23 protein-coding genes are annotated in these 21,853 nt (G+C 51.7%); 10 read left to right on the top strand and 13 right to left on the bottom strand.

From position 1 onward, the window contains the following. Window positions 1–45: 45 nt before the first annotated feature. The 6 genes from IPG22_08315 to IPG22_08290 all read right to left on the bottom strand — a co-directional run bounded on the left by IPG22_08315 (window position 46) and on the right by IPG22_08290 (window position 5,306). Window positions 46–888 (bottom strand): aspartyl protease family protein, encoded by an 843-nt coding sequence (locus IPG22_08315; protein MBK6588284.1) that lies wholly within the window; start codon window positions 886–888, stop codon window positions 46–48. 462 nt (window positions 889–1,350) lie between these two features. Then, entirely contained in the window at window positions 1,351–2,400 is a 1,050-nt protein-coding gene (locus IPG22_08310) for a saccharopine dehydrogenase NADP-binding domain-containing protein (protein MBK6588283.1), read from the bottom strand. Between the two features lie 41 nt (window positions 2,401–2,441). Beyond that, entirely contained in the window at window positions 2,442–2,636 is a 195-nt protein-coding gene (locus IPG22_08305) for a YwbE family protein (protein MBK6588282.1), read from the bottom strand. Window position 2,637: 1 nt separating this feature from the next. Further along, the gene (locus IPG22_08300; GenBank protein ID MBK6588281.1) at window positions 2,638–3,105 is read right to left on the bottom strand and encodes a DinB family protein; all 468 of its coding nucleotides are present in this window, start codon (window positions 3,103–3,105) and stop codon (window positions 2,638–2,640) included. 4 nt (window positions 3,106–3,109) lie between these two features. Next, entirely contained in the window at window positions 3,110–3,796 is a 687-nt protein-coding gene (locus IPG22_08295; GenBank protein MBK6588280.1) for a leucyl/phenylalanyl-tRNA--protein transferase, read from the bottom strand. 82 nt (window positions 3,797–3,878) lie between these two features. Further along, on the bottom strand, window positions 3,879–5,306 hold the full coding sequence (locus IPG22_08290) for an MATE family efflux transporter (protein ID MBK6588279.1): 1,428 nt from the start codon (window positions 5,304–5,306) through the stop codon (window positions 3,879–3,881). Window positions 5,307–5,631: 325 nt separating this feature from the next. Here IPG22_08290 and IPG22_08285 point away from each other — a divergent pair, with 325 nt between their 5' ends. The 6 genes from IPG22_08285 (at window position 5,632) to IPG22_08260 (ending at window position 10,850) form a co-directional block, all read left to right on the top strand. After that, window positions 5,632–6,732, top strand: coding sequence for a hypothetical protein (locus IPG22_08285; protein MBK6588278.1), 1,101 nt, complete (start codon window positions 5,632–5,634; stop codon window positions 6,730–6,732). A gap of 16 nt (window positions 6,733–6,748) precedes the next feature. Further along, a complete protein-coding gene (locus tag IPG22_08280; protein MBK6588277.1) occupies window positions 6,749–7,525 on the top strand; it encodes a hypothetical protein in 777 nt (258 codons plus the stop codon). 89 nt (window positions 7,526–7,614) lie between these two features. After that, window positions 7,615–8,751, top strand: coding sequence for a hypothetical protein (locus IPG22_08275; GenBank protein ID MBK6588276.1), 1,137 nt, complete (start codon window positions 7,615–7,617; stop codon window positions 8,749–8,751). A gap of 177 nt (window positions 8,752–8,928) precedes the next feature. Next, the gene (mnmA, locus tag IPG22_08270) at window positions 8,929–10,047 is read left to right on the top strand and encodes a tRNA 2-thiouridine(34) synthase MnmA (protein ID MBK6588275.1); all 1,119 of its coding nucleotides are present in this window, start codon (window positions 8,929–8,931) and stop codon (window positions 10,045–10,047) included. A gap of 13 nt (window positions 10,048–10,060) precedes the next feature. Continuing rightward, entirely contained in the window at window positions 10,061–10,246 is a 186-nt protein-coding gene (locus IPG22_08265; protein MBK6588274.1) for a hypothetical protein, read from the top strand. Window positions 10,247–10,253: 7 nt separating this feature from the next. Next, window positions 10,254–10,850, top strand: coding sequence for a 5-formyltetrahydrofolate cyclo-ligase (locus tag IPG22_08260; GenBank protein ID MBK6588273.1), 597 nt, complete (start codon window positions 10,254–10,256; stop codon window positions 10,848–10,850). A 31-nt stretch (window positions 10,851–10,881) separates the two neighbouring features. Here the strand turns inward: IPG22_08260 and mscL are convergent, their stop codons facing one another. Together mscL and IPG22_08250 are read right to left on the bottom strand one after the other, a co-directional pair. Next, window positions 10,882–11,307: a large conductance mechanosensitive channel protein MscL gene (gene mscL, locus IPG22_08255; protein MBK6588272.1), complete on the bottom strand. Its 426-nt coding sequence runs from the start codon at window positions 11,305–11,307 to the stop codon at window positions 10,882–10,884. An 82-nt stretch (window positions 11,308–11,389) separates the two neighbouring features. Continuing rightward, the gene (locus IPG22_08250) at window positions 11,390–12,010 is read right to left on the bottom strand and encodes a polymer-forming cytoskeletal protein (GenBank protein ID MBK6588271.1); all 621 of its coding nucleotides are present in this window, start codon (window positions 12,008–12,010) and stop codon (window positions 11,390–11,392) included. Between the two features lie 161 nt (window positions 12,011–12,171). On the opposite strand from IPG22_08250, the gene ttcA reads away from it, so the two are divergent. From ttcA to IPG22_08230, 4 genes are all read left to right on the top strand, one after another. Further along, window positions 12,172–13,140 (top strand): tRNA 2-thiocytidine(32) synthetase TtcA, encoded by a 969-nt coding sequence (gene ttcA / locus IPG22_08245; GenBank protein ID MBK6588270.1) that lies wholly within the window; start codon window positions 12,172–12,174, stop codon window positions 13,138–13,140. Window positions 13,141–13,602: 462 nt separating this feature from the next. Further along, entirely contained in the window at window positions 13,603–14,040 is a 438-nt protein-coding gene (locus IPG22_08240) for a hypothetical protein (GenBank protein MBK6588269.1), read from the top strand. A gap of 236 nt (window positions 14,041–14,276) precedes the next feature. Further along, window positions 14,277–16,787 carry an EVE domain-containing protein gene (locus IPG22_08235; protein ID MBK6588268.1) on the top strand — a complete coding sequence of 837 codons (2,511 nt, stop codon included), beginning with the start codon at window positions 14,277–14,279 and terminating at the stop codon, window positions 16,785–16,787. Between the two features lies 1 nt (window position 16,788). Continuing rightward, a complete protein-coding gene (locus IPG22_08230; protein ID MBK6588267.1) occupies window positions 16,789–18,159 on the top strand; it encodes a restriction endonuclease in 1,371 nt (456 codons plus the stop codon). Window positions 18,160–18,325: 166 nt separating this feature from the next. On the opposite strand, the gene IPG22_08225 is transcribed toward IPG22_08230, so the two are convergent. The 5 genes from IPG22_08225 to IPG22_08205 form a co-directional block, all read right to left on the bottom strand. Then, a complete protein-coding gene (locus IPG22_08225; GenBank protein ID MBK6588266.1) occupies window positions 18,326–19,024 on the bottom strand; it encodes a pirin family protein in 699 nt (232 codons plus the stop codon). Window positions 19,025–19,201: 177 nt separating this feature from the next. Continuing rightward, window positions 19,202–19,828 carry a class I SAM-dependent methyltransferase gene (locus tag IPG22_08220; protein MBK6588265.1) on the bottom strand — a complete coding sequence of 209 codons (627 nt, stop codon included), beginning with the start codon at window positions 19,826–19,828 and terminating at the stop codon, window positions 19,202–19,204. 47 nt (window positions 19,829–19,875) lie between these two features. Then, a complete protein-coding gene (locus IPG22_08215; GenBank protein ID MBK6588264.1) occupies window positions 19,876–20,496 on the bottom strand; it encodes a response regulator transcription factor in 621 nt (206 codons plus the stop codon). 124 nt (window positions 20,497–20,620) lie between these two features. Next, entirely contained in the window at window positions 20,621–20,968 is a 348-nt protein-coding gene (locus IPG22_08210) for a hypothetical protein (protein ID MBK6588263.1), read from the bottom strand. Continuing rightward, window positions 20,969–21,796 carry a hypothetical protein gene (locus IPG22_08205; protein ID MBK6588262.1) on the bottom strand — a complete coding sequence of 276 codons (828 nt, stop codon included), beginning with the start codon at window positions 21,794–21,796 and terminating at the stop codon, window positions 20,969–20,971. Between the last annotated feature and the right edge of the window lie 57 nt (window positions 21,797–21,853).

Raw genomic sequence — 21,853 nt, 5'->3', positions numbered from 1 at the left:
GAGACAGATCACGCTGGACCTACGGACGCGCTCGGAAATCGCGAGTTAGCGAACGTTCGGAGCGAGCCAAAGGCGACTGTTTGCGAGGTCAATGGTCATGACGTATTGGGTGAGGAAGGGTTGGCCGAGGTTGCCGTCCATGATCATGTCGGTGACCATGACGGGGCTGTCGATGGGGATGCCGGGGGCGGCGAGGTGTTTTAGGCGTTGGTCTTTGGCGGCCGGGTCGAGGCCGAAGAGGGCGGCGTGGTCGCGGGAGATGAGGGAGACGCCGCCGGCTCCGGAATCGAGCGTGAGCCAGGTCATCCCGGCCGAGGTCGGAACTCCGGCAAAAACGCTCAGGCACCGTGCCGAGCATTCGCGTGAGACGCGGAGCGGCATTTCGCGCATCGACTTTGTGCGTTTGGCGAGGCCTTTGGGCGTTTCTATGGTTATGGTCGCGGCGGTCTGGTCGATGGTGATGGCTTTGCCGTCAAAGGCGTCGAGCGAGAGTATGCCGTCCGGCGTCCGGTCACCCGCAAAGCGGTCGCCGAAATCGAATTTCCCGACGCTCACCTTTGTCAGCGAAACGCCGCCGGCCTTGAGCTCGACATCATCACAATGCGGCCCGCTCGCCTTCTCGCCGAACATGTTGTAACCCGTCGTCCGGCCCCAGAATTTGCAGTCGATGCCCTCGAGGAATTTGTCCGTCAGCAGCGTCACACCGCCGCCCGTGTCGAACAGAAAATCACCTTCCTTGCCCTTCACCGTCAAATGCACCGTCCAAAGCGCCTTCCGAAACCGCTGCAATTTGATCACCTGAGGTGCGGATGAAGCACGGGCATCCGCGATCCCAAAGCTCGTTAGGAGGAGGACAGTCATCAATGCGAAATGTAGTTTTTTGATCATGCTGTTAGTAAAGGCGGTAATTTCTCGGCACAAGTATCGTTCCGCATAAATACACCGCAGGGAACGGAAATGTGACGGCAATATTTAATGGTTTCGGTTGGGATACGGAGCGTGATGAAAACCAGCGCCTGCGGCAGCGGTGCGGCAACGTTCGCAAACGTTTGACCAATCCCGGAAATACCTCTACCAATCTACGGCGAACATCTGCCGAAAGAGCCATTTTAGTTCGACCTATTGAGTTGCAGTTCGGAGCCGGGGCAGCTCGGTGTGGATCGCCGAAAGCCAGTGTTTATGGGCTTTTTAGCCTTCGTTTTGTAAAAGTGTGAATCGATTCACACTTTTTAGGCGGTAATTTTTGGTAAAGTTTGGCGAAAAGTGATTTTACACAAAATGTCACGGTCGCGATCATGCCTTTCGAGCACTACCGAGCCCTCATGATCCGTACACCAATTTTAAATCGCTCTAACCGATATCCTGCCGGGCGGTGCCTTCGATCTCGAGGATCAGATCAGCGCCGTAGGCTTTGGCGGGCGTTTGGAAGCCGGGTTTGAAGTTGCCGGCGAGGATCTTTTCGGCGATGTTCAGGGCGGCGATGGCGGTCAACGTGTAGCCTTCGGGGCCTTGCTGGCGTGATTCAACGCGGTTGCCGTCGGCATCGGAGGCTTCGCCCCACATGAGGGTTTTGCCTTTTTCGCGTTCCGCATCAGACGGGCCGCCGGGCGGGATGTTTCGCTGGAGGTACTTCTGCACAAAGCCGGTTGCCATCAGCCAGCCGAGGTAGCGCGTCATTTTCATCGTCTTGAGCGCCGCCGGCGGAACGACGGTGTAGACCTCGATATTTGGAATGCCGGTCGAGTGAAACGCGGTCGACACGTCACCCCAAGGGATCGTAACGCCCGTGCGGCGCACCTCGCCGAGGTCGATCTCACGGGTCTTCCAGCCAGCCGGAACGGGTGTGATCTTGCCGTCTTTACGAATAGCACCGCCGCGGCCGACGTTCATGGTCATCGTCGCCTGCGTGCCGTGCGACATCCGGCCCATGCCGTACCACGCGAGCGTCAGATGCGTTGCGGACGGCAGGCGGTTCTTCAGATGCATCGCGAGACAATCGGACGGCACTACGTCGAATCCGACACCAGGCATCACCATTATCCCGGCGTCCTCGGCCTTATTCCCCATCGCCGCGCAGGTCTCGAAAACGCTGATCTCGCCCGTGATGTCGGTGTAATGCTTTCGGTTGCGGAGACAGGCCTTGACCATGGGCACGCTAGTGATAGAAAACGGCCCCGCACAATGCAGCACCATATCAACTTCCTGCATCGCAGCATCGAGTTTTGCGGTGTTGTCGAGCGAAAATACGCGGTATTCGAAACCGTATCTGGCGGCGAGTTCGCTGACTTTCGCTTCGTTACGACCCGCAAGGATCGGCTTCAAACCACGCTCCGCCGCAAACCGCGTGATCAATTCGCCCGTGTAGCCATTCGCTCCGTAGATCAGGAATTTGTTTGTCATGGTGTTTGAATTTTCACGCAAAGCCGGCGGTTACGCAAAGGTTATTCGAGGATTTTCTGCACGCGGCCCACTTGGCCGTCGGTCAGCCTCACCTTTATGCCGTGCGGGTGGTTTGGGGAATTTGTGAGCAGATCCTTGACCACGCCGGTCGTTTGTTTGCCGGTGCGCTGGTCTTGTTTGAGGACGATCGCGACGTTCATTCCGGAGCGGATGTTGTTTCGGATGCGGTGCGGCATTTTAGGTGTTCTCGAGAATGCGGCGGAGGAGCATTAGCTGGCCGAGGTGATACGCATTATGGTCAGCGACGAGCAGAACCTCGCGAAGCAGCGTTTGGCCGGTGCCTTGCGGGAATGGTGCGAAAAGGTCGGTCTTTTCGTCCGAAACGAGATCACGGATGGTTTGCAGGTCGGCGAGTATCTGCTCGGTCGAGCGCCGCCAGTCCTCGGCGGTTGCGACATCTTTGGGCCAATAGCCGTCGGGGAAATCAGGCGAAACATGTTTAGCATTGCGGCTGAATTCCAAGATATCCCACTGTGCGAGGCGGATGTGGTCGAGCAGTTCCCATGGCGTGTGCGGCGAGTGGTCGATACGCGTGTTTATATGTTCGAGCGGGAAGCCGCTAAGCGCCGTCTTGATATCAATGTGGGCTGATCTACTGTCGAGCAGTTCGAGCAGGTGTTCACGCTGGCTTGATTCATCGTTCATAAAGCTAAAACAGTGTCAGCCGCCGCTCCTGTGTAGCTTTGAGTTTATCCAAAAAATGGTTGCGGTCAATCTCTACTGCTCCAAGAGCCTCAAGATGCGGCGTCATTACCTGGGCGTCGAGCCAGGTTGCGCCCTGTTCTCGGAGGTGATCGATCAGGAAGAGAAGCGCGAGTTTTGAGGCGTTTGGGGTTTTGTAGAACATCGATTCACCGCAGAAAACGCCGCCTGCGTCGATGCCGTAGAGGCCGCCGGCGAGTGTGCGGTCGGGGTACCAGGCTTCGATGCTGTGGGCAGTGCCTTGAAGATGGAGCTCTGTGTAAACACTGATGAATTCCGGTGAGATCCATGTACCGCCCTGACCGGGCCGATGGGCCATGGCGCATTCCCGGATCACCTCTCGGAAGGCCTTGTCGATCGTGAACGTCAGATCGGACTTTCGCCTCACTTTCTCAAGGCTTCGCGGAATGGTGAGGTCTTTGAAATCGAGTACCGCCCGCCATTCCGGGCAATGCCATGGCAGCGGCAAACCCTCGGTATTCCATGGAAAAATGCCTTTTTGATAGGCCTCGCGAACATTTTCGACGGTCAACGGTGCGCCGAATGAGATCACATCGTGCGAACGGAAAAAATAATCGCCGATCGCGACCCATTCGGGGTAACGGTGGGTTCGCGGATCGGGAAAAGCGGCCATAGATAGATTTTAACCACATAGGAAGATAGAACACATAGAGCGAAACCCTATGTTGCTATCTTCCTATGTGGTTTGATCAGACCTAAACCGTTTTCAGCTTCCACTTTCCTCGTTTGAAAAGCAGAGCTGTGGAAACGGCTAGGATCGAGAATGAGATAGTGATCGCCCAGAAGCCCCCCTGCGGTCCCCAGCCGAAGTGCTTCGAAAGTACGTACGCGAGCGGAATCTCGATCATCCAAAAGACGATGAAATTGAGATAAGTCGGCGTCCAGGTGTCTCCGGCGCCGTTGAAGGAGCTTTCCATCACCATGCCGAGGCCGTAGAACGCGTAGCCGTAACCAACGATGCGCAGACAGTCGCGAGCGAAAGCAGAAACCTCAGGTTCCTGTGTGAAAATACCGACCACTGCACCCGAAAAGAAGACAAAGAATGCACCGGCGATACCGAGAAGCGCGGCGTTCAGAATTCCCGCTGTCCAGACCGAGCGTTCGGCACGTTCGGGTTTTCCGGCACCGAGGTTTTGACCGACAAGTGTTGCCGCCGCATTAGCTAAGCCAACCGCCGGAAGCAGGACGAACATTATCACGCGAAGCCCGATCTGGTAGCCCGCCAAAGCAACGGTTCCGAAACCGGCAAGAATCATTACCAGAGCGCTCCAACTGAGCGTCGCGATCAGAAACTGCAGTACGGCGGTTGCCGAGAGGGTTATAAGCGACCAGAGAAGTTTCGGGTCAAACGTCCAATGCTCGCGCTTAACATTCAGCCGGCCGTTGTCGCGTATGAACAATGCCCATACGGCAAAGATCACACCGATACCACGCCCGCAGACAGTTGCCACAGCCGCGCCCGTAACGCCAAGCTCCGGAAATGGTCCGATGCCGAATATGAACAGCGGACAGAACAAAATGTTCAATCCATTAGCAATTATTAGCACCCGCAAAGCGATCGCTGCGTCACCTGCTCCGCGAAAGATGCCGTTGAGCAGGAAGAGGAAAACGATCACGATGTTCGTGCCGAGCATGATCCGCATGAACGGCGTGCCGAGTTCGATGACGTGCGGTTCGGCACCGAGCAGGTGAAACAGTTTCGGAGCAAAGATCACGCCCGCCGTGCCCATTGCGAGCGAGACGATCAGGCCGAGATAGACGACGTGCGTTGCCGTTCGAGCTGCACCGTCGAGGTCCTGTTCGCCGACACGGCGAGCAACCGTTGCGGTCGCTCCGATCGATAAACCGATAGCGACGGCGTACGTCAAAACCAGAATTGATTCGGTCAATCCAACAACAGCCACTGATTCTGCACCGAGTTTTGCAACAAAAAAGGTATCGACGATCGCAAAAAGCGATTCCATCGACATTTCGAGGATCATTGGGATCGCGAGGATTATGAGCGCGGGAAGTATCGGCCCTTCGGTGAAGTTTCGGCTGGTACCAAGGAACGTTTCTTTTATGATCGACGCAAATGAATTATTTAACGGGTCCGATGACGGAGCCTCAGCATTTCTAGACATATATAAAAAATGGGGTTTAAGACGGCACAAAAACGTACCACGAACGTCTGTTTTCACGCACGCTGCAGGCGAAGAACGAACACAAATGTTGGGGATTAATTAGCGGATGGCAAGCTTCATGATTCGACGACTATAGCATATTGAATAGGCGAGATGGAAGCCAAAGTGCGAAAAATTCTCTACTGCTATTCGAAACCGCTCGGGAAAGCCTTCGTCCCCGGATCTCCGTGTTCTTATAAACCAAATAGAGTCAATCATTTGAAGGATGATGTGGAATCAGTAATAAAAGCTGAGTTCTGGCACATATATTGCCCAGATTGGTAGTGTGAGCAAGTCTCAGCAATACAAAATTTGGGCGACCATCGGTGTTATTCTGACGGCTTTCGTTCTGAATCTATCCGACACCCTCGCTCAGGAACGGCGGCCATTCGAAATGCTGGTTGTCGGTGATTCGCATATCTCCGGGCAGGGGTTAAAGGACCCGAACAAATTCTATTTTATCGTTAAAGAATGGATCCAGACCGACGTATTTGGGGCAACACGCCAGGTTAATCTAAAGGTAAAGGCACACGCAGGCTCGCGGATCAATCTCCATCCGGAAGAAGTCAAGGCGATGAAGAAATCGGGCGACGATATCGATCTGCCACGCTACGTCGAGGCAAATCTATCGGCTCCTAGTATCAGGATGCAGATCGAGGTTGCGAAAAGTGAATATCCCGACCCCGGAAAAGTAGACCTTGTTGTTTTGTCTGGCTGCATCACTGATGTTCTGGTAATGGATATCGTCAGCCCGTTCTACCCAATGAAGAAGCTGCACGAACGGATACAAAGATTCTGCGGAGGATCGATGCTGGGTATGCTGGACCAGGTCACGACTGCGTTTCCCAACGCACGCGTAGTAGTCGTCGGTTATGCGCCGATCGCATCGCGGCAGAGCGACATTAAGACCACAGCTCGCTACTTTTTTAAGATCATCAGCTTTCCGCCAAAGTTGCAGTCCCTTGCTACAAACCCGGTAATGAGGCAGTTTCTCAAGCCTTTTCGAGACAAGTTTGCCCAGAGATCTGATGTTTGGATCGCGGAATCTAATAAGGAGATCAGGGCGGCGATCGCTAAGACAAATTTGGGCTTTTTGGAACCGCGTGTTTTCTTCGTCGAGACTCCGATCAAGCCGGAGTCAAGTTACGGAACGACCAACCCGATGGTTTGGGAGGTGGGGCCGAACCATGAACCAAATGATGAGACATTTGTCGAGCGAAAGGCGGGGTGTGCTCAGGTATTCAAGGAAATGAAGTACCAGCACTACGGCCGCCTATCGACAAGAATGTGCGAATTATCCTCGATCGCCCATCCCAATGTCGCGGGCTCGCGAGCCTATGCAGAGGCTATCAAGGAAATTCTGAGGACAAATGTCCTATTGCCTTAGTAGTTTAAGAATACATATGCGAAGCGAAACAGAAACCAATCCGTGGATCAAAACTAACTGGAAATATCTGTTGATCGGGCTGATAGTTTTTGGCTCCCTAGCGGTGATGTTCCTTCAAGCGCCTATCGCCCAGAATCAGAATTATCACGCTTTCGCCGACGGCCGGCCCTTTTTGGGCGTGCCTAATTTTGGTGATGTCGCGTCGAATCTTGCTTTCCTGATCGTTGGCGTAGCAGGTTTGTGGCTATGCATTCGGAGGGATCTGGGCGGTCTCAGAAACGCCTGGTTTGTTATGTTCGCCGGGATCGCTCTCGTCGGTATAGCTTCGTCGTACTACCATTTGACGCCTAATGACCGGACGCTCGTCTGGGATCGAATGACGCTGACCGTAGGATTCATGGGCCTTTTTATTGCGTTGTTGGGCGAATACATAAGCGATCGGTTTCGCGCACTGCTACTTCCCGCAGTTATCCTCGGGGTTTTCAGCGTTCTTTATTGGAGCTGGTTTGATGATCTTCGGCTCTATATTTGGGTTCAGATGGTTCCGCTTTTGATCGTTCCATTTGTAATGCTGCTGTTTCCTGCCAAGTATTCTCACCAATGGCTTATCTTTGTCGGAGCTCTTCTTTACGGATCGGCAAAGCTTACCGAGCTTGGTGATAAGGTGGTTTTCGCTGCCACTCAAGGGATAATTAGCGGGCATACGTTGAAGCATTTGCTGGCTGCTGCTGGCTGCTGGGCGATCTTCCTTGCTCTCAAGAGAAGGCATCTCGTGTTTAGCCCGGCAGGCTGAGTGCTTTACATTGCTCATAAAAATCAATTAATCTGTGCCATCAAAACCAGTTCAATTTTAAGATCGGTCGTTTTTCCTACGCACAAAATATGAGTCTTCGTGAAAAGCGTGTTATCCGCGTCAACCGTCGTGATTTCCTAAAAGCCCTGGGTGCAGCATCGCTGTTTGCCGCGGTAAACGGTCGCGGAATGTCCTCATGGAATAACACAAGCGAACCGTTTGAGTTTCTGGTGATCGGCGATTCGCTTATCTGGGGCCAGGGCCTGCCGGAGGCGGACAAGTTCTATACACTCACCGAGGACTGGCTAAGGAAGGAAGTTTTCCGGGGAACGCGCGAGGTCGCATTGACGGTTAAGGCTCACTCAGGTGCGACCATTCGTTTCGATCCAAAAGAGGCGACTAAGTACCGGGCGAGCGGAAAGGACGAATCTTCTTACTATCCGGGCGAGGTCAACGTATCAACGCCAAGTATGTTCAAACAGGTCGAGATGGCTGCCGATGATCATAAGAAACGCGGCGTGGCACGCGGCGCTGATCTGGTGATGCTGACTGCAGGAATTACCGACATTGCTGTTGAGGGTGTGCTGGATCCGTTCGGCGATATTAAAAAGCTGGAGTTGTTTATCGCGGAGGTATGTCGAGGCCGAGTCGGTTCACTCCTTGAAAACATAGCCCAAAATAATCCCGACGCTCTCATTGCGGTGGTTGGATATTACCCGATACTCTCAGAGAATTCTTCAAGCAGCAAGGTCTTCAACGCCTGGCTTGAGACCTTAAATGTACCCTCATTCATTCAAGGATTATTAAATAATCCCGTCATGCGTCCGATCGTTTTCAGCAAACTGCTAAAGAGAGCGATCAAGCGTTCCCGACTCTGGATCTCCGAATCCGACCGCAACTTCCGGGCAGCAATTGCTGATCATAATGCAAAGGTCGGCCGCGAGCAGGCGATCTTCATTAAAGCACCGCTGACCGAGGAGAACGTCGTTGAGTCGCCAAAAACGATGCTCTTCCGGATGAGAAAAGACGGAACGGTCGAAGACCCGCTCTACGCCCAGCGAAAGATCGAATGCAAGGTTGCCCTCGACGAATTAAAGCGAACTACCGGGGTAAAATACTCGCCGAAACGCTGTTCGTATGCTGCGGTTGGTCACCCAGATAAGGCCGGGGCCAAACTATATGCCGAGGCAATTACGCGGGAATTGCGGCCATTCCTAGTAAGCTGACCAAGCAGCCAAAACCTTCGCAAACCAGATCCGTCCGTCTGAAAGCCAGTATTGACGGACATCTTCCTTGGCTTGGTTCGAAACTAAACTCAACGTCAAGATAGCGGATTCCAAAGTCGTCGGGGTGAAGGCGTGTTGCGTCAAGTGCGTTTAGCCTGTCAGAATGAATTTGGTGTTATGAAGATCGCGGTAGCAATGAGCGGTGGTGTCGATAGTTCGGCTGCTGCTGCATTATTAAAGGAACAGGGGCACGAACTCGTTGGCTTCACGATGCAGTTGTGGAATCAGCGGCGCGGCATCAGTGTGGATGAGAATGGCGATCCGCTACCGTCGCGTTGCTGTTCGCTCGACGATGTTTACGATGCACGGCGGGTGGCCGAGGGACTCGGGTTTCCGTTTTACGTGTTGAATCTGGAGAAGGATTTCGAACGCGATGTGGTAGAGCCTTTCGTCCAGAGCTATCTCGACGGCGAAACGCCGATACCTTGTGTGGCGTGCAACTCGCGTTTGAAATTTGCTTCGCTCGATAAAATGGCGGTTTCTCTGGGATGTGATAAGGTCGCGACGGGACATTTTGCCCGTGTCGAGTACGACGAAGCCGCAAACCGCTATCGGCTATTTCGCGGCAAAAATCATTGGAAGGATCAGAGCTATTTTCTCTGGGAACTCAACCAGGAACAGCTATCGCGAGCCTATTTTCCACTTGGCGAGATGGCGAAAACTGAGGTTCGTGACATTGCCCGCGGCGCCAATCTCTACACAGCGGAGAAGCAGGAATCGCAGGAGATCTGCTTCGTGCCTGATGGGAAATACTCAGAGTTCATTGATCGTTATCTCGATCATGAAGGCCGCGAAAGCGATCTGCCCGAGGGCGGCGAGATCGTCAACACAGCCGGCGAAGCGGTGGGAACCCACACGGGCATTCACCGCTATACGATCGGCCAACGCCGCGGCCTGGGCATAGCTCACGAAAAACCGCTCTACGTTCTGCAGATCGAGCGGGCAAAGAATCAAATCATTGTCGGCGAGGCGGAAGAGCTTGAAGCATGCGAATTTACCGCGAAGGGCGTGAATTGGGTAGCTTTCGACGAGCCGACAGAACCCGTGCGGGCAAATGTAAAGATCCGCTATCGTCACGAGCCGGCTGCGGCGACGATCTACCCGTTGCCCGAGGCGCACGCACGCATCGTCTTCGACGAGCCGCAACGTGCGATCACGCCCGGACAGGCAACGATATTTTACGATATAGAAACCAGCGAAGAAGTAGTCGGCGGAGGCTGGATCATCAGAACATAGGAGAGACCGAAATATGCCAACAGCAAAAAAACGACCAAGCAAAGCGGCCAAGGCCGCCAAACGCATCGTCAGCGAATCAAAACTGCTGACGAACAAAAGTGAACGCGAAACCCAATCAAGTGCCGATGTCGTCGCTTCGTCAGTGACGCCGAGAACCAGCACGGGCATCAAGCCACGTCCGGACAAGAAACGCGGGTAAAGATCAGATGAAAAAGTCTGAATTGCGAAAACTACACCTTGAAAAGCGAGCCGCTTTAACGCGAGAGGGTGTTGCGGCAATGAGCGAGCAGATCGCTCAGCAGTTCTTTGAAAATACAGACCTGGCCGATGTAAGAACTTTGCATACCTTCATTCCGATCCATAGATTCAATGAGGTTGATACTTCTTTGATCTATTCCAGGCTGTGGCTCGACTTTCCGGAAATTGCTACAGCGGCTCCTCGAACGGACCTTTCAAATGGCCGGATCGAGAGCGTGCAGTTTGATGCAAGCACCGCATGGACCGAGAACCATTGGGGAATCCGCGAGCCTACAGACGGTGAACTAATCGATCCGAAATTGATAGATCTGGTAATTGTTCCGCTCCTTTGTTTTGACGAATATGGACAGCGGGTTGGTTATGGAAAAGGTATGTACGACCGCTTTCTCGCTCGATGCAGGTCGGATTGCTTGAAAGTCGGCGTCAGCTTCTTTCCACCGGTTGGCTCAATTGAGGACATAAATGAAGCCGATATTCGTCTTAATGCGTGCATAACACTAGACAGAGTTTATCGGCCGCCAAAGGAAAAGGATGCGGTCAAATGACACGCATCCTTGAATATAGATCTTTGAAAACTTAAGCTTGTTTTGCTTTGAGCAGGTCGCGGATCTCGGTAAGCAGTGCTTCCTGAGGTGGCGGCGGAGTCGCGGCGGCGAGCTTTTTGAAGTACTCCATTGCCGCTTTGGCGATCAGGAACATTACAAATCCGACGATCAAAAATGTGATGATATCGGATATGAACTGGCCGTACCGCAGGAGCGGAGCACCACTTTTTACGGCCGCATCGATCTGTTCCGGAGTCGCTCCCGGGCCGAGTTTGCCGCTGAGGTCGTAGAATTTCGTCTTAAAATCGATTCCTCCCGTAATAAGACCAACGACCGGCATAACCAGTCCTTCTGTAAAAGTCGTAACGATCTTTCCAAATGCCGCACCCAAAATTACGCCGATCGCGAGATCAAGCACATTGCCGCGAGCTATAAAGGCCTTGAATTCATTTAACATAATATTTTCCTTTTCAATTGGTGGTCATCGGACAAAAAAAGGCGGGTCTTGCCCGCCTTACAAAAACAAAAGCTTTTCGATGTTAAACCGAGGCCGCCTCGGCGGATTCCTCATCCTCATCGTCTGCTATATATGCGTCGTTATCGACCGCAACAGGTGCTGCGACCGCAGCGGCCTGCTGCTCGTATTGAATTGCAGCCGTAACGGCTTCCTCTTCCTGGACTTCACGGGCCTTGAGCATCGAGCAGCTTCCTTCAAGGATCGCACCTTCTTCAACGATCAGCCGTGGGCTGTGGATGTTGCCAAGCACGCGGGCGGTTCGGCCGAGTTGGAGCTTTTCCGTGGCAACTATGTCCCCATTTACCGTCCCATTGATCATAGCCGCCGCGACGTGGATATTCGCGTCGACCTGACCATTCGTTCCAATGATCAAAGTGCCTGATTCTGACGACACCGTTCCTATCAAATGGCCGTCGACACGGAGCATCGCGTGGAATTGGGTTTCGCCCGTCAAAGTCGTCCCGTGGCCTACAAATCCGCTCAGGCGGCCTTCTTTGATGTCGCGGGCCATGGAGTCGCTCTCCGAAATTGCCCGTGAGCCGGTCGAAACTGCAGCCTGCTCGGCGTATCTGTAAGCTTGTTCGGGAGTTGGTTGGTCGGTATCTGGTAGGTCGGCCCTGCTGCCTCTGCCCATTCTGATCATAATGTTTACTTAGCCTCTCTTAAATTGTATTGGACGGGAAAGTCGGAAAATCCGCCTCTCAAATCAGGCAGTGATGGCACCGGCACGCGACCTCAGTTCTATCGAAAATTCCCTTAAAATAGATAATAGTTAGGTTTTGGGCGTGTGTCTAGTCATTTTATGTGGTTGTCAAAAGCGGCGGCGCGTGTCAAAATCTAGAGTTTTCGAGTGGAGAAGTAAATAAGGTGCAGGGAGAGACCAGAACAAGAGGCAAATTGCTGAAGAAGATCGGCCGGGCGATCAACGATTTTTCGATGATCGAAGAGGGCGACAAGGTCATGGTCTGCCTTTCGGGCGGTAAGGACAGCTACGCGATGCTTGACCTGCTGCTGGATGTACAGCGGCGTGCACCTGTGAATTTCTCGCTTCTCGCAGTCAATCTCGACCAAAAACAGCCGGATTTTCCCGAGGAAGTGCTGCCTAATTACCTGACTGAACGCGGCGTTCCGTACCGCATAGTCGAAGAAGACACCTACTCGATCGTCACCGCCCACATTCCCGAAGGCAAAACGTATTGTTCCCTGTGTTCGCGATTGAGACGAGGCATTTTGTATAACGTCGCGGTCGAAGAAGGCTGTACAAAGATCGCGCTCGGCCACCATGCGGACGATATCATCGCGACCTTTTTGATGAATCTCTTCTACGTCGGCCAGCTAAAGGCAATGCCGCCAATACTTAAGAGCGACGACGGACGCAACACCGTGATCCGGCCGCTCGCGTATTGCCAGGAAGCCGAGATCGCGAAATACGCCGAGGAGCAGCAGTTTCCGATCATCCCGTGCAACCTCTGCGGAGCCCAGCCGAACCTAAAACGTGCAAGAGTAAAACGCTTGATCAGCGAGCTCGAAAAGGAAACGCCCTACATTCGTCCAACCATGATGACGGCGCTCACAAACGTCACAGGTTCGCACCTGCTCGACAACAAACTCTATGATTTCAAGAACTTCGAGCCGATGATCAAGGCGATCCCCGCCGGCCACGGCTCGGTGGAAAAGGAACTCGACGAGATATTCGATCACTCCGAAGCCGCCTTCACCCCAAATCTGATGGCTTCCGCCGGGCTCGTCGAGCCGGGAACGATCGTCGGATAGTTAGAACGAGCAGCCGGGTCAGAACCGGGAGCGACAGCTTTAGCACTGGCCGCGTTTTGCCAGGCCAGAACCGACTGGGTAAACCTCACCGAGCGAAGTCAAGACCGACAAAATAGTCTTTTTTGATACCTTAGGTAGAGCAAAATTCAGCCTGTCGCACAGCAAACCGCCTGATTGGTAGAGTAAATCCCGAGATTGGTAGAGTAGTTTTCACTGCTCTGTCGGGAATTGTGATGTTGCTGATTATGCCTCATGCCTCACGAACTCATAATTTCTTTCACACCGCCGATAAAACCGGCTATTAGGCCTGTTATCAACCCTGCAAAAGTAGGCAAAGTACGCAAAACCATACAATTTGAGAAAAACATGTCATTTTGTGCATAACATGTCGATCTGTGAATAATGGCATTTCATTTCGCGCCCGGTTTCCGTACGATGTTTTTCGACAGGAGAAAAACAACTATGAAAACCATGTGGAAAGAAATATCCCGCGACCCGACCCGCGGCCAGTGGGCCGCACTTTATGTGACCATCAACACCAAAGGCTGGATCGTCCTGAGCCGCCTCACCCACGACCGACTCGGCTCGCCGAAAGCCTACCAACTGCTTTTCGACCCGGTAAATAACCGCATTGGCCTTAAACCATCTGCCCTCGCCGGTAAAAATGCCTACCCAGCCGGGCCGCAGGGCCCATGCGGCGGCAAGGTCATCCGCGCATACCGCCTGCTCCAGGACTGCAGCATCTCGATCCCCGAAACTCTCCAGTTCTTCGACGCCGAGATCGACCACGACGGCATCCTCATCCTCGACCTCCGCACCGCCCGCGTCTCCCCGAGAGCCGCCCGCCACCGCGAAAACCGCAAAACTAAGGTCGCGGGAACAAAGGTCGCAGAGACGTAAAGATAAAAATGTCCTCGCCGCATCGCGGCGGCCGAATGTAGCCGTGCGGTTTTAACCCACGGTTAGCTGGTGTTGAATTATCCCGCGTCGCGTCAGCGACGGTTGAAAAGTCTTTGGGCTTAGGACCCTATGATTTGCGGAAATGGTTCCGCCTTTCCGTGCAGTCCACCAGCTATAGCGAGGCTACGCCTCCGCTTTCTTGCGTTTGATGTCGAATTCAACTACTTTGAAAGCCAATGCCATTTAGACCTAACGAAATCACAAAACAACACGTTCTTCACGCGGTTGCTAAGATCGAATCTGAAAACATACCGTTGATTCCTTCTACTAGGTATGACGTATTCATAGACGGTAAACCCTACCCGCCAAAAGAAATCATGCGTTATGCGCACGAGCAATTGGACGGCGAGAAACGATGGGAATACTCCGGGGGTCCGCCAACCTTTCGATTTTTGGAGCGAATGGGATTTGAGGTTAAGAAGAAAGCCCAAGGCGTCGATCCAGTATTGGACGTGATCGAGCGGTACAAAAACCACATCAAAGAAACCCAACTGGTGGACGAACTCTATAAATGGAGGCTACTCAAGCAGTTTCATGGTCGCCCAAATCTTGACGCGACCGATTTCGTCGAAGATGTCAAAGGCATTAACTACTCCAATTTGATTTTTCAAACTGCAAGGTCCGTCATCCGACATATCGCTCAGAATGCAAGCGAAGCCTACCGAAAAGCGTTTCGAGCTTTTTTCGACGAAGAGATACCTTTGTCGACCCGAATGAGTCGGTTCCGAACGGAAGTTCTGAGAATTTACCGTGAAGTTGAGCCCGTCGAGCGGTATGGTGATTTTCACGACGAACGGACGATGGCAACGTTGCTCACTTATCACGATCCGGAAAAATACACATTTTACAAAGATTCCTACTATAAGAGGTACTGCGAGCTGCTTGGCATAAAGTCTAAGAAGACCGGTGAAAAGTATGTTCATTACCTTGATCTAATTGACGATATAATTACGGATTACATCGCAGACGATGAGGAATTATTGACGTCAGTTGATAGTCTGCTCACCGACGACTGTTTTGAGGACCCGAATCATCGAATCTTGGCCCAGGATATTTTGTACCAAATGTTGGATAAGTCGGTTGAAACCAATTATTGGGTGTTTCAGGCTAATCCGAAAATGTACGACCTTGAAGAAGGCTTGAGAAGCGAGCTGGTAGATACTTGGACCGTTTCGGCTCACAAGGAGAAGATCAAAGCTGGCGATAAGCTAATATTGTGGTCTACCGGAAAACGGGCCGGATGTTACGCACTTGCTGAAGTAACCGAGGAACCTCGAATAATTGACGCTTCGGCTGATGACTACCTTTGGAAAGTCGAAGATAAAAACTCCTTCAAAGCGGGAATCAAAGTTACCCACAATTTGATCGACGCGCCGATCTTTCAAGACAGAATTAAATCAACTCCGGGCCTAAAACATTTGAAAGCTGGAATGCAGGGCACGAACTTCTCGGCGACAAAACAGCAGTATGAAATTCTCCGCGGTCTTGTTGAACATCCACAGAGTCCAAGGGAGGACACAGCAATGACTGGAATTCAAAATTTCCCGGCAACCAACACTATTCTTTATGGTCCCCCTGGAACTGGCAAGACTTATAACAGCATAGACAAGGCCGTAGAAATCGTTGACAACATCGCATCGTCAGATCACGCAGTAAACAAAAGTCGATTTGATGAACTTCGTCAGCAAGGTCAGATCGAATTTGTAACATTCCACCAAAACTACGCTTATGAAGACTTTGTGGTCGGCCTACGGCCTGATGTTGAAGTCGAGAGGCTTAGGTTCCAAAACCACAAGGGCATCTTTTATCAGATGGTAAAGAAGGCCAGAGATAATTATGAGGCCTTTGTTGCCGGTACTGGAAAAAGGAAATCCTTTGACGAGGTCTTTCAACAGATAATTGAACCTCTGGATCGGTCTCAAGAAATCGAAATCAAGATGATTTCCGGCATCTCATTTTGGATAACTGAGGTATCAGACAAGTCTATCTCGTTTCGAAAACAATCGGGGGGTACTCAACACACTCTCAGTATCAACACGCTCCGAGATTTGGTCGACGATATTAGAGACATCCCGTCAGGACTTGGCCCTTATTACGAACCCCTTGTCAATCTGATCAAGAAAAGCCGCCAAACAACGGAAGCGGCAGAACCTGTCAAGAATTTTGTCTTGATAATTGATGAGATTAACCGCGCAAATATCTCAAGGGTATTCGGTGAGTTGATTACATTGCTAGAAGAAGACAAAAGACTGGGCGCGGAAAATGAACTTAAAGTGACCCTACCAAACGGTGAAAAGGATTTCGGAGTGCCGCCAAATCTTTTCGTAATCGGCACAATGAACACGGCAGATAAATCAATCGCTTTGATAGATATTGCACTTCGGAGGCGGTTCGATTTCATTGGATATTACCCGAAATACGAAGTACTTTCGGACGACGCAGCTAACCTGCTGCGGACAATCAATGCTCAAATATTCGAAAAGAAGAAATCGGCGGACTATTTGATTGGGCATGCCTACTTTATGAGCGGCGTTCCAATCGAGTCCATTCTTAGAAACAAAGTTGTTCCGCTTTTGACCGAGTACTTTGCTGGAAAGACAGATATCGTCAGTGACATCTTCGCAGGTACAGAATGGACGGTTTCTTACAACACTAATTCGTTCGATTGGGACATTTCGGAATCTTAGAATGAGCGTAATATTTGAATATGGAAACTGGACTCGAACTACACACGCAAACGAACTGAAGGGAATCCTGCGTGAAGTCTGGGACCAACGCTTGTTCGTTAATTCGGAAGAAGAACTGACCGAAGATGAGCAGGACAAAAGATACCAGCCATTTTTAAAATTCGATGGAGAGCAGATACGTGCAAATAACTATGTTGGATTTATCCAAAATGAAGATGAAGTAATTGAGATCTATCCTAAGGTCTTTCGAGATTTGGCCGATGCAGTCGAACGGAAAGACTTAATGCTCCATCATATTTTCTACTGGTTTAGCTATTGCAGAAAATGGCGATTTCCATTTACTCGGGCCACTCTCGAAACGACCGAAATAGATCAATTCCCAGAATTGATCATAAACCTTATCGCGAAACAATTCTTTGAAACGGTTTCGAACCAACCACTCGTGGTATACCAGCCGATCGAGGAAGCTCTAAAAACCCCAAGAGGCTCGATAAACTTCAAGAGATACATAAACCACGGGCTTTCTCATGGAAATTTTCACATTATCGATTGCGACCACGAACCGTTTTCGTTTGATAACCGGGTAAATCGGATCATCAAGCATTGTTCGCGTCTGTTATTGAATCAGACGAAATTTGCGGAGAATCTGCGCGTACTTCAAGATGTGATCTTTATTCTAGATGAGGTAGAAGACACTGTATGTACCGTCCACGACGTTGAAAGCGTTTCGATCAATTCCTTCTTCACAGATTACTTTCTTGTGATGGAATCATGCCGAATGATCCTCGCTCAGCAGCTGTATTCGAGCAATCCGAGCGACTTGTCTCAATGGTGCCTTTTGTTCCCGATGGAATACATTTTTGAGGATTTCTTTGCCGGATTTCTAAAGAGCAATTTCAGCCACGACTGGAAAGTCGAATACCACAAATCCAATGCATATCTAGTTGATAATCCTCGTGTTTTTCAGATGCAGCATGACATATTTTTGACCGCAAGAAGCAATCCTGATCGGAAGATAATTGTGGATACGAAATACAAGGTTCGCGACACAAAGTTTAAAGAAGATCTAAAGAAAGGTGTTTCACAGGGTGACCTTTATCAGATGGTAAGTTACGCATTGAAGCGAGGATGCACCGACCTCATTCTGGTCTATCCAAATATCTCGGAATCGCAAAACGAAGCTGATAGATTTGAAATATTTTCCGGATTCGAAGGTCACGAAAAGATAACTATCATCGCGATAGAAATCCCATTTTGGTCGTTTAGAGAATTCCACCGACTTGACGACAAGTTATATTCCATTGTGAACAAATGTCTGATTAATATTATCGGCTCCAGTACCGAGGCAGAGCCACGGGAACTTTTCGTGTAAGCCAGAAGACCTTTCGCCCGTCGCTGACGCGACGCGGGGGATTTTTCTTTACGCCTTTCCGTGGGTTGAAACCCACGGCTACATTCATGGATCGCTACGCGATCGAGGTAGGGCAGTATGTCGGAAATGCCGACATACTCCCCTTTATTGATCCCGGCCTGCCACTTCAATGCATATCAAACAGCAAAAACTCGGTATTGTCGCTCCCGGCTTTTAGTTTTAGGGCCGTTTCGTCGCTGATCGCGGCTCCGTCGCCGGGGTTTAGGGTTTCGCCGTTTACGTCGAGGGTTCCGCTGATGAGCTGGATCCAGGCGTAGCGTTTTTCGGGAAGGTCGAGCGAGACCTTTTCGCCATCATTCAACACCGAGGCGTAGAGTTTTACGTCCTGGTTGATGTGGACCGAGCCGTCATCGCCGCCGCGTGAGGCTACGAGTTTTAGCTTGCCTTGTTTTAATTCCGGATCGAAATATTTCTGCTCGTAGCTCGGGGTCAGGTCTGCTTTTTCGGGCAGGATCCAGATCTGGAGCAGGTGCGTTTCGTCGGTCGGGCTGCTGTATTCGCTATGGAGCACGCCGGTTCCGGCGGTCATTCGCTGGATCTCGTTCGGGCGGACGGTTTCGCCGTTTCCCATTGAATCGCGGTGCGAGAGTTCGCCCGAGATCACGTAGGTCAGGATCTCCATATCGCGATGCCCGTGCTTCGGAAAGCCCTGATCTGCCTGGATTCGGTCTTCGTTTATCACCCGCAGCGAGCGAAAGCCCATGTACCGCGGGTCGAAATAATCGGCAAATGAAAATGTAAATTTGGTATCGAGCCAACCATGATTAGCTGCCCCGCGTTCGTTCGATCGTCTTATCTTGATCATCGTAAAACTCCTTTGATATTTAGATATTACAGTGAGACGAACGGGTTGTAATCATCAATTGCGGTGAGGGGGATCTAGTTATTTCGGGTGAGACGAGTTTGAAACAACGGATTAGCGCAGATTAACACAGATATCTGTTGGCTGCTCCGATCTGCGTCAATCCGCGTAAATCAGTTGTTATTTCTTCCTGGCGATCATCAGGCCGTCGCGGATCGGGAAGAGGACGTTCTCGACGCGGTTGTCGGCGAGGATCTTTTGATTGTATTCGTGAAGTGCCTGCGTGTTTTCGTCTTTCACTTCGTCGAGAACTTTGCCGCTCCACAGGACATTGTCAGCGATGATGAAGCCGCCGGGGCGGACTTTGTCGAAGACTAGATCGTAGTATTTTGAATAATTTGGTTTGTCGGCGTCGATGAAGACGAGGTCGAAGGTTTCCGAGAGATTCGGGATGATGTCCGTGCCGCTGCCGAGGATGAATTCGATACGGCGGCGATATGCGGTTTTTTCGACGTATGAGCGGGCGACCTTGTTGGTGTCTTCCTGTATATCCAATGTAATTACTTTGCCGCCGTCAGCCAGGCCTTCGGCAAAACAGAGAGCGGAATAGCCGAGATACGTCCCGATCTCAAGCACGAGCTTTGGCCGGATCATGTGAGAGAACATCGAAAGAATTCGCCCCTGCACGAAGCCCGAGAGCATAGACGAGTCTTCGTAATGTGCGTAACAGTGTGCTCGAAGGTCGGCGAGGACGGAGCTTTCGTTTGAGGTGAATTGTTCAGCGTAGTTGATCCATGAATCTTGCATAAATTTAGGTCCGGCTCTGGTCCGCCCGCTTACGCAGGCGGTTCTGACTAGAGGTCCACTCTCACAAGTCCGCGTTTTATCGCCGTGGTTGTCGCCGATGTGCGATCCGACACCCCGATCTTGCCGAAGATGTTTTGAACGTGCGTTTTTACGGTGTTTTCAGAGATATCGAGGGCAAAGGCGATCTCTTTATTAGACATTCCGCCGACGATCATGCGGAGCACGTTGGATTCGGTGGCGGTCAATTCCTCGCCGCCGACGTGCTCGCTGAGGATCTTGGCGATGTCGGCGGGAATGTATTTGCGGCCCGCGTTTACGGTGCGGATGGCTTTCAAAAGCTCGTCGGGCTCGACGTCTTTGCATATATAGCCAAGCGCTCCTTTCCGCAAAGCCCGCGTTATCTCGGCGTCACCGGCGTGTTCGGCGAGGACGATGATCTTTGCTGACGGTGTAGCTACAAAGTAATTATCAAGGTCGTCGATCGTACAGGAATCAGGGAAACGCAGGCCTAGGATAGCGACGTCCGGTTTCAGCTCGGCAAAGCTTTTCAATCCGTCCGCAGCATTGTCAGCTTCGCCGATCAGCTCAATATCGTCTGTCGCCGCAAGCAGGGTCTTGATGCCGAGGCGAGTGAGCGTTTGGTTTTCGATGAGGAGAACTCTGATCATAACCGGGAACGCAGGAGCCCTCGCCTGCTGGCGCCGGTTCCTCCGGCGTGATGTTGCACAATTACCAGATCCGTCAGCGTCCTCAGAGCAGGACGCTTGCAGGCGAGGGCGCCTGCGTTCCCGGCTATTTGCGGGCGATGCCGCCGATCAGTGACGCCGGGGCGAACAGAAAGATCGCCGAGATCTGGGTGTAATGCTCGCCCGTCGAGTTGAAAAACGAGAATGCGGCAAATGCAGCCATTATGACTGCGAGCACGATGTTAACCGTCATAGAGTCCGCGGCGGCAATCAACTTAGCGACATATCCACCGAAAAACGCGAAGACGCAGCCAAAGATGACAACGCCAAATTTGGTCATCAGTCCAGTTTCCGCATGCGGGTCAATACCGCTAATATTAAAAAGCAGCACCGCCGACACAGCAAAGATCATGTAGCCGACTATCACAGCGGCGGTATTTCTGACGATCTTCATTTAGTTTTTCGCGGCTAACCCAGCAGCAAATTCGACGATCGGGCGGATCAGATCGGTGTCATAATTTGTCTTAACATGCTGCATGACGGCAGTGATACGCTCGAGGCCCATTCCGGTGTCGACCGACGGAGCGGGCAGCGGCGTGAGTTTGAAGGAGCCGTCCGCCTCCTGTGTGCGGTTGTACTGCATGAAGACCAGATTCCAGATCTCCATCGTGGTGTCGCCCTCGCCGTTGACCCATTTGGGATGATTTTTCTCAGGGTCGTCGGGATCGTCACCCATATAATAATGTATCTCCGAACACGGCCCGCACGGCCCGGTGTCGCCCATCTGCCAGAAGTTATCTTTGCGCCCAAAGCCAAGCACGCGTTCCGGTTTGGCACCGACCGACTCCCACAAAGCACGGGCTTCGTCATCAGGCCCGACCTCGTCGTCCCCCTCAAAAACCGAGAACCACAGCCGCGATTCATCAAGCTTCAGCTCATTGACCAGAAAATCCCACGCAAACGTGATCGCTTCCTTCTTAAAGTAGTCGCCAAACGAAAAATTGCCCAGCATCTCGAAGAACGTGTGATGCCGAGCCGTCTTGCCGACCTCGTCGAGGTCATTGTGCTTACCGCCTGCGCGGATACATTTTTGCGAGGTCGCGGCCCGTTTGTAGTCGCGCTTCTCGTCGCCAAGGAATACATCCTTAAACTGGTTCATCCCAGCGTTCGTAAACAGCAGCGTCGGGTCGTTCGCCGGCAAAAGCGGCGAAGAATGCACGATCTTATGATCGTGGCGTTCAAAATACTCCAGGAATTTGGCTCTGATCTCATTTCCGGTCATATAAAAACTTTAACACAAAGCATTTGTTCGGTGCATCGCCGCCAAAAAAGCCGGATA

It is taken from the genome of Acidobacteriota bacterium, from assembly GCA_016703965.1.
Taxonomy (GTDB): domain Bacteria; phylum Acidobacteriota; class Blastocatellia; order Pyrinomonadales; family Pyrinomonadaceae; genus OLB17.
This window is presented reverse-complemented; position numbering and strand designations above follow the sequence as displayed.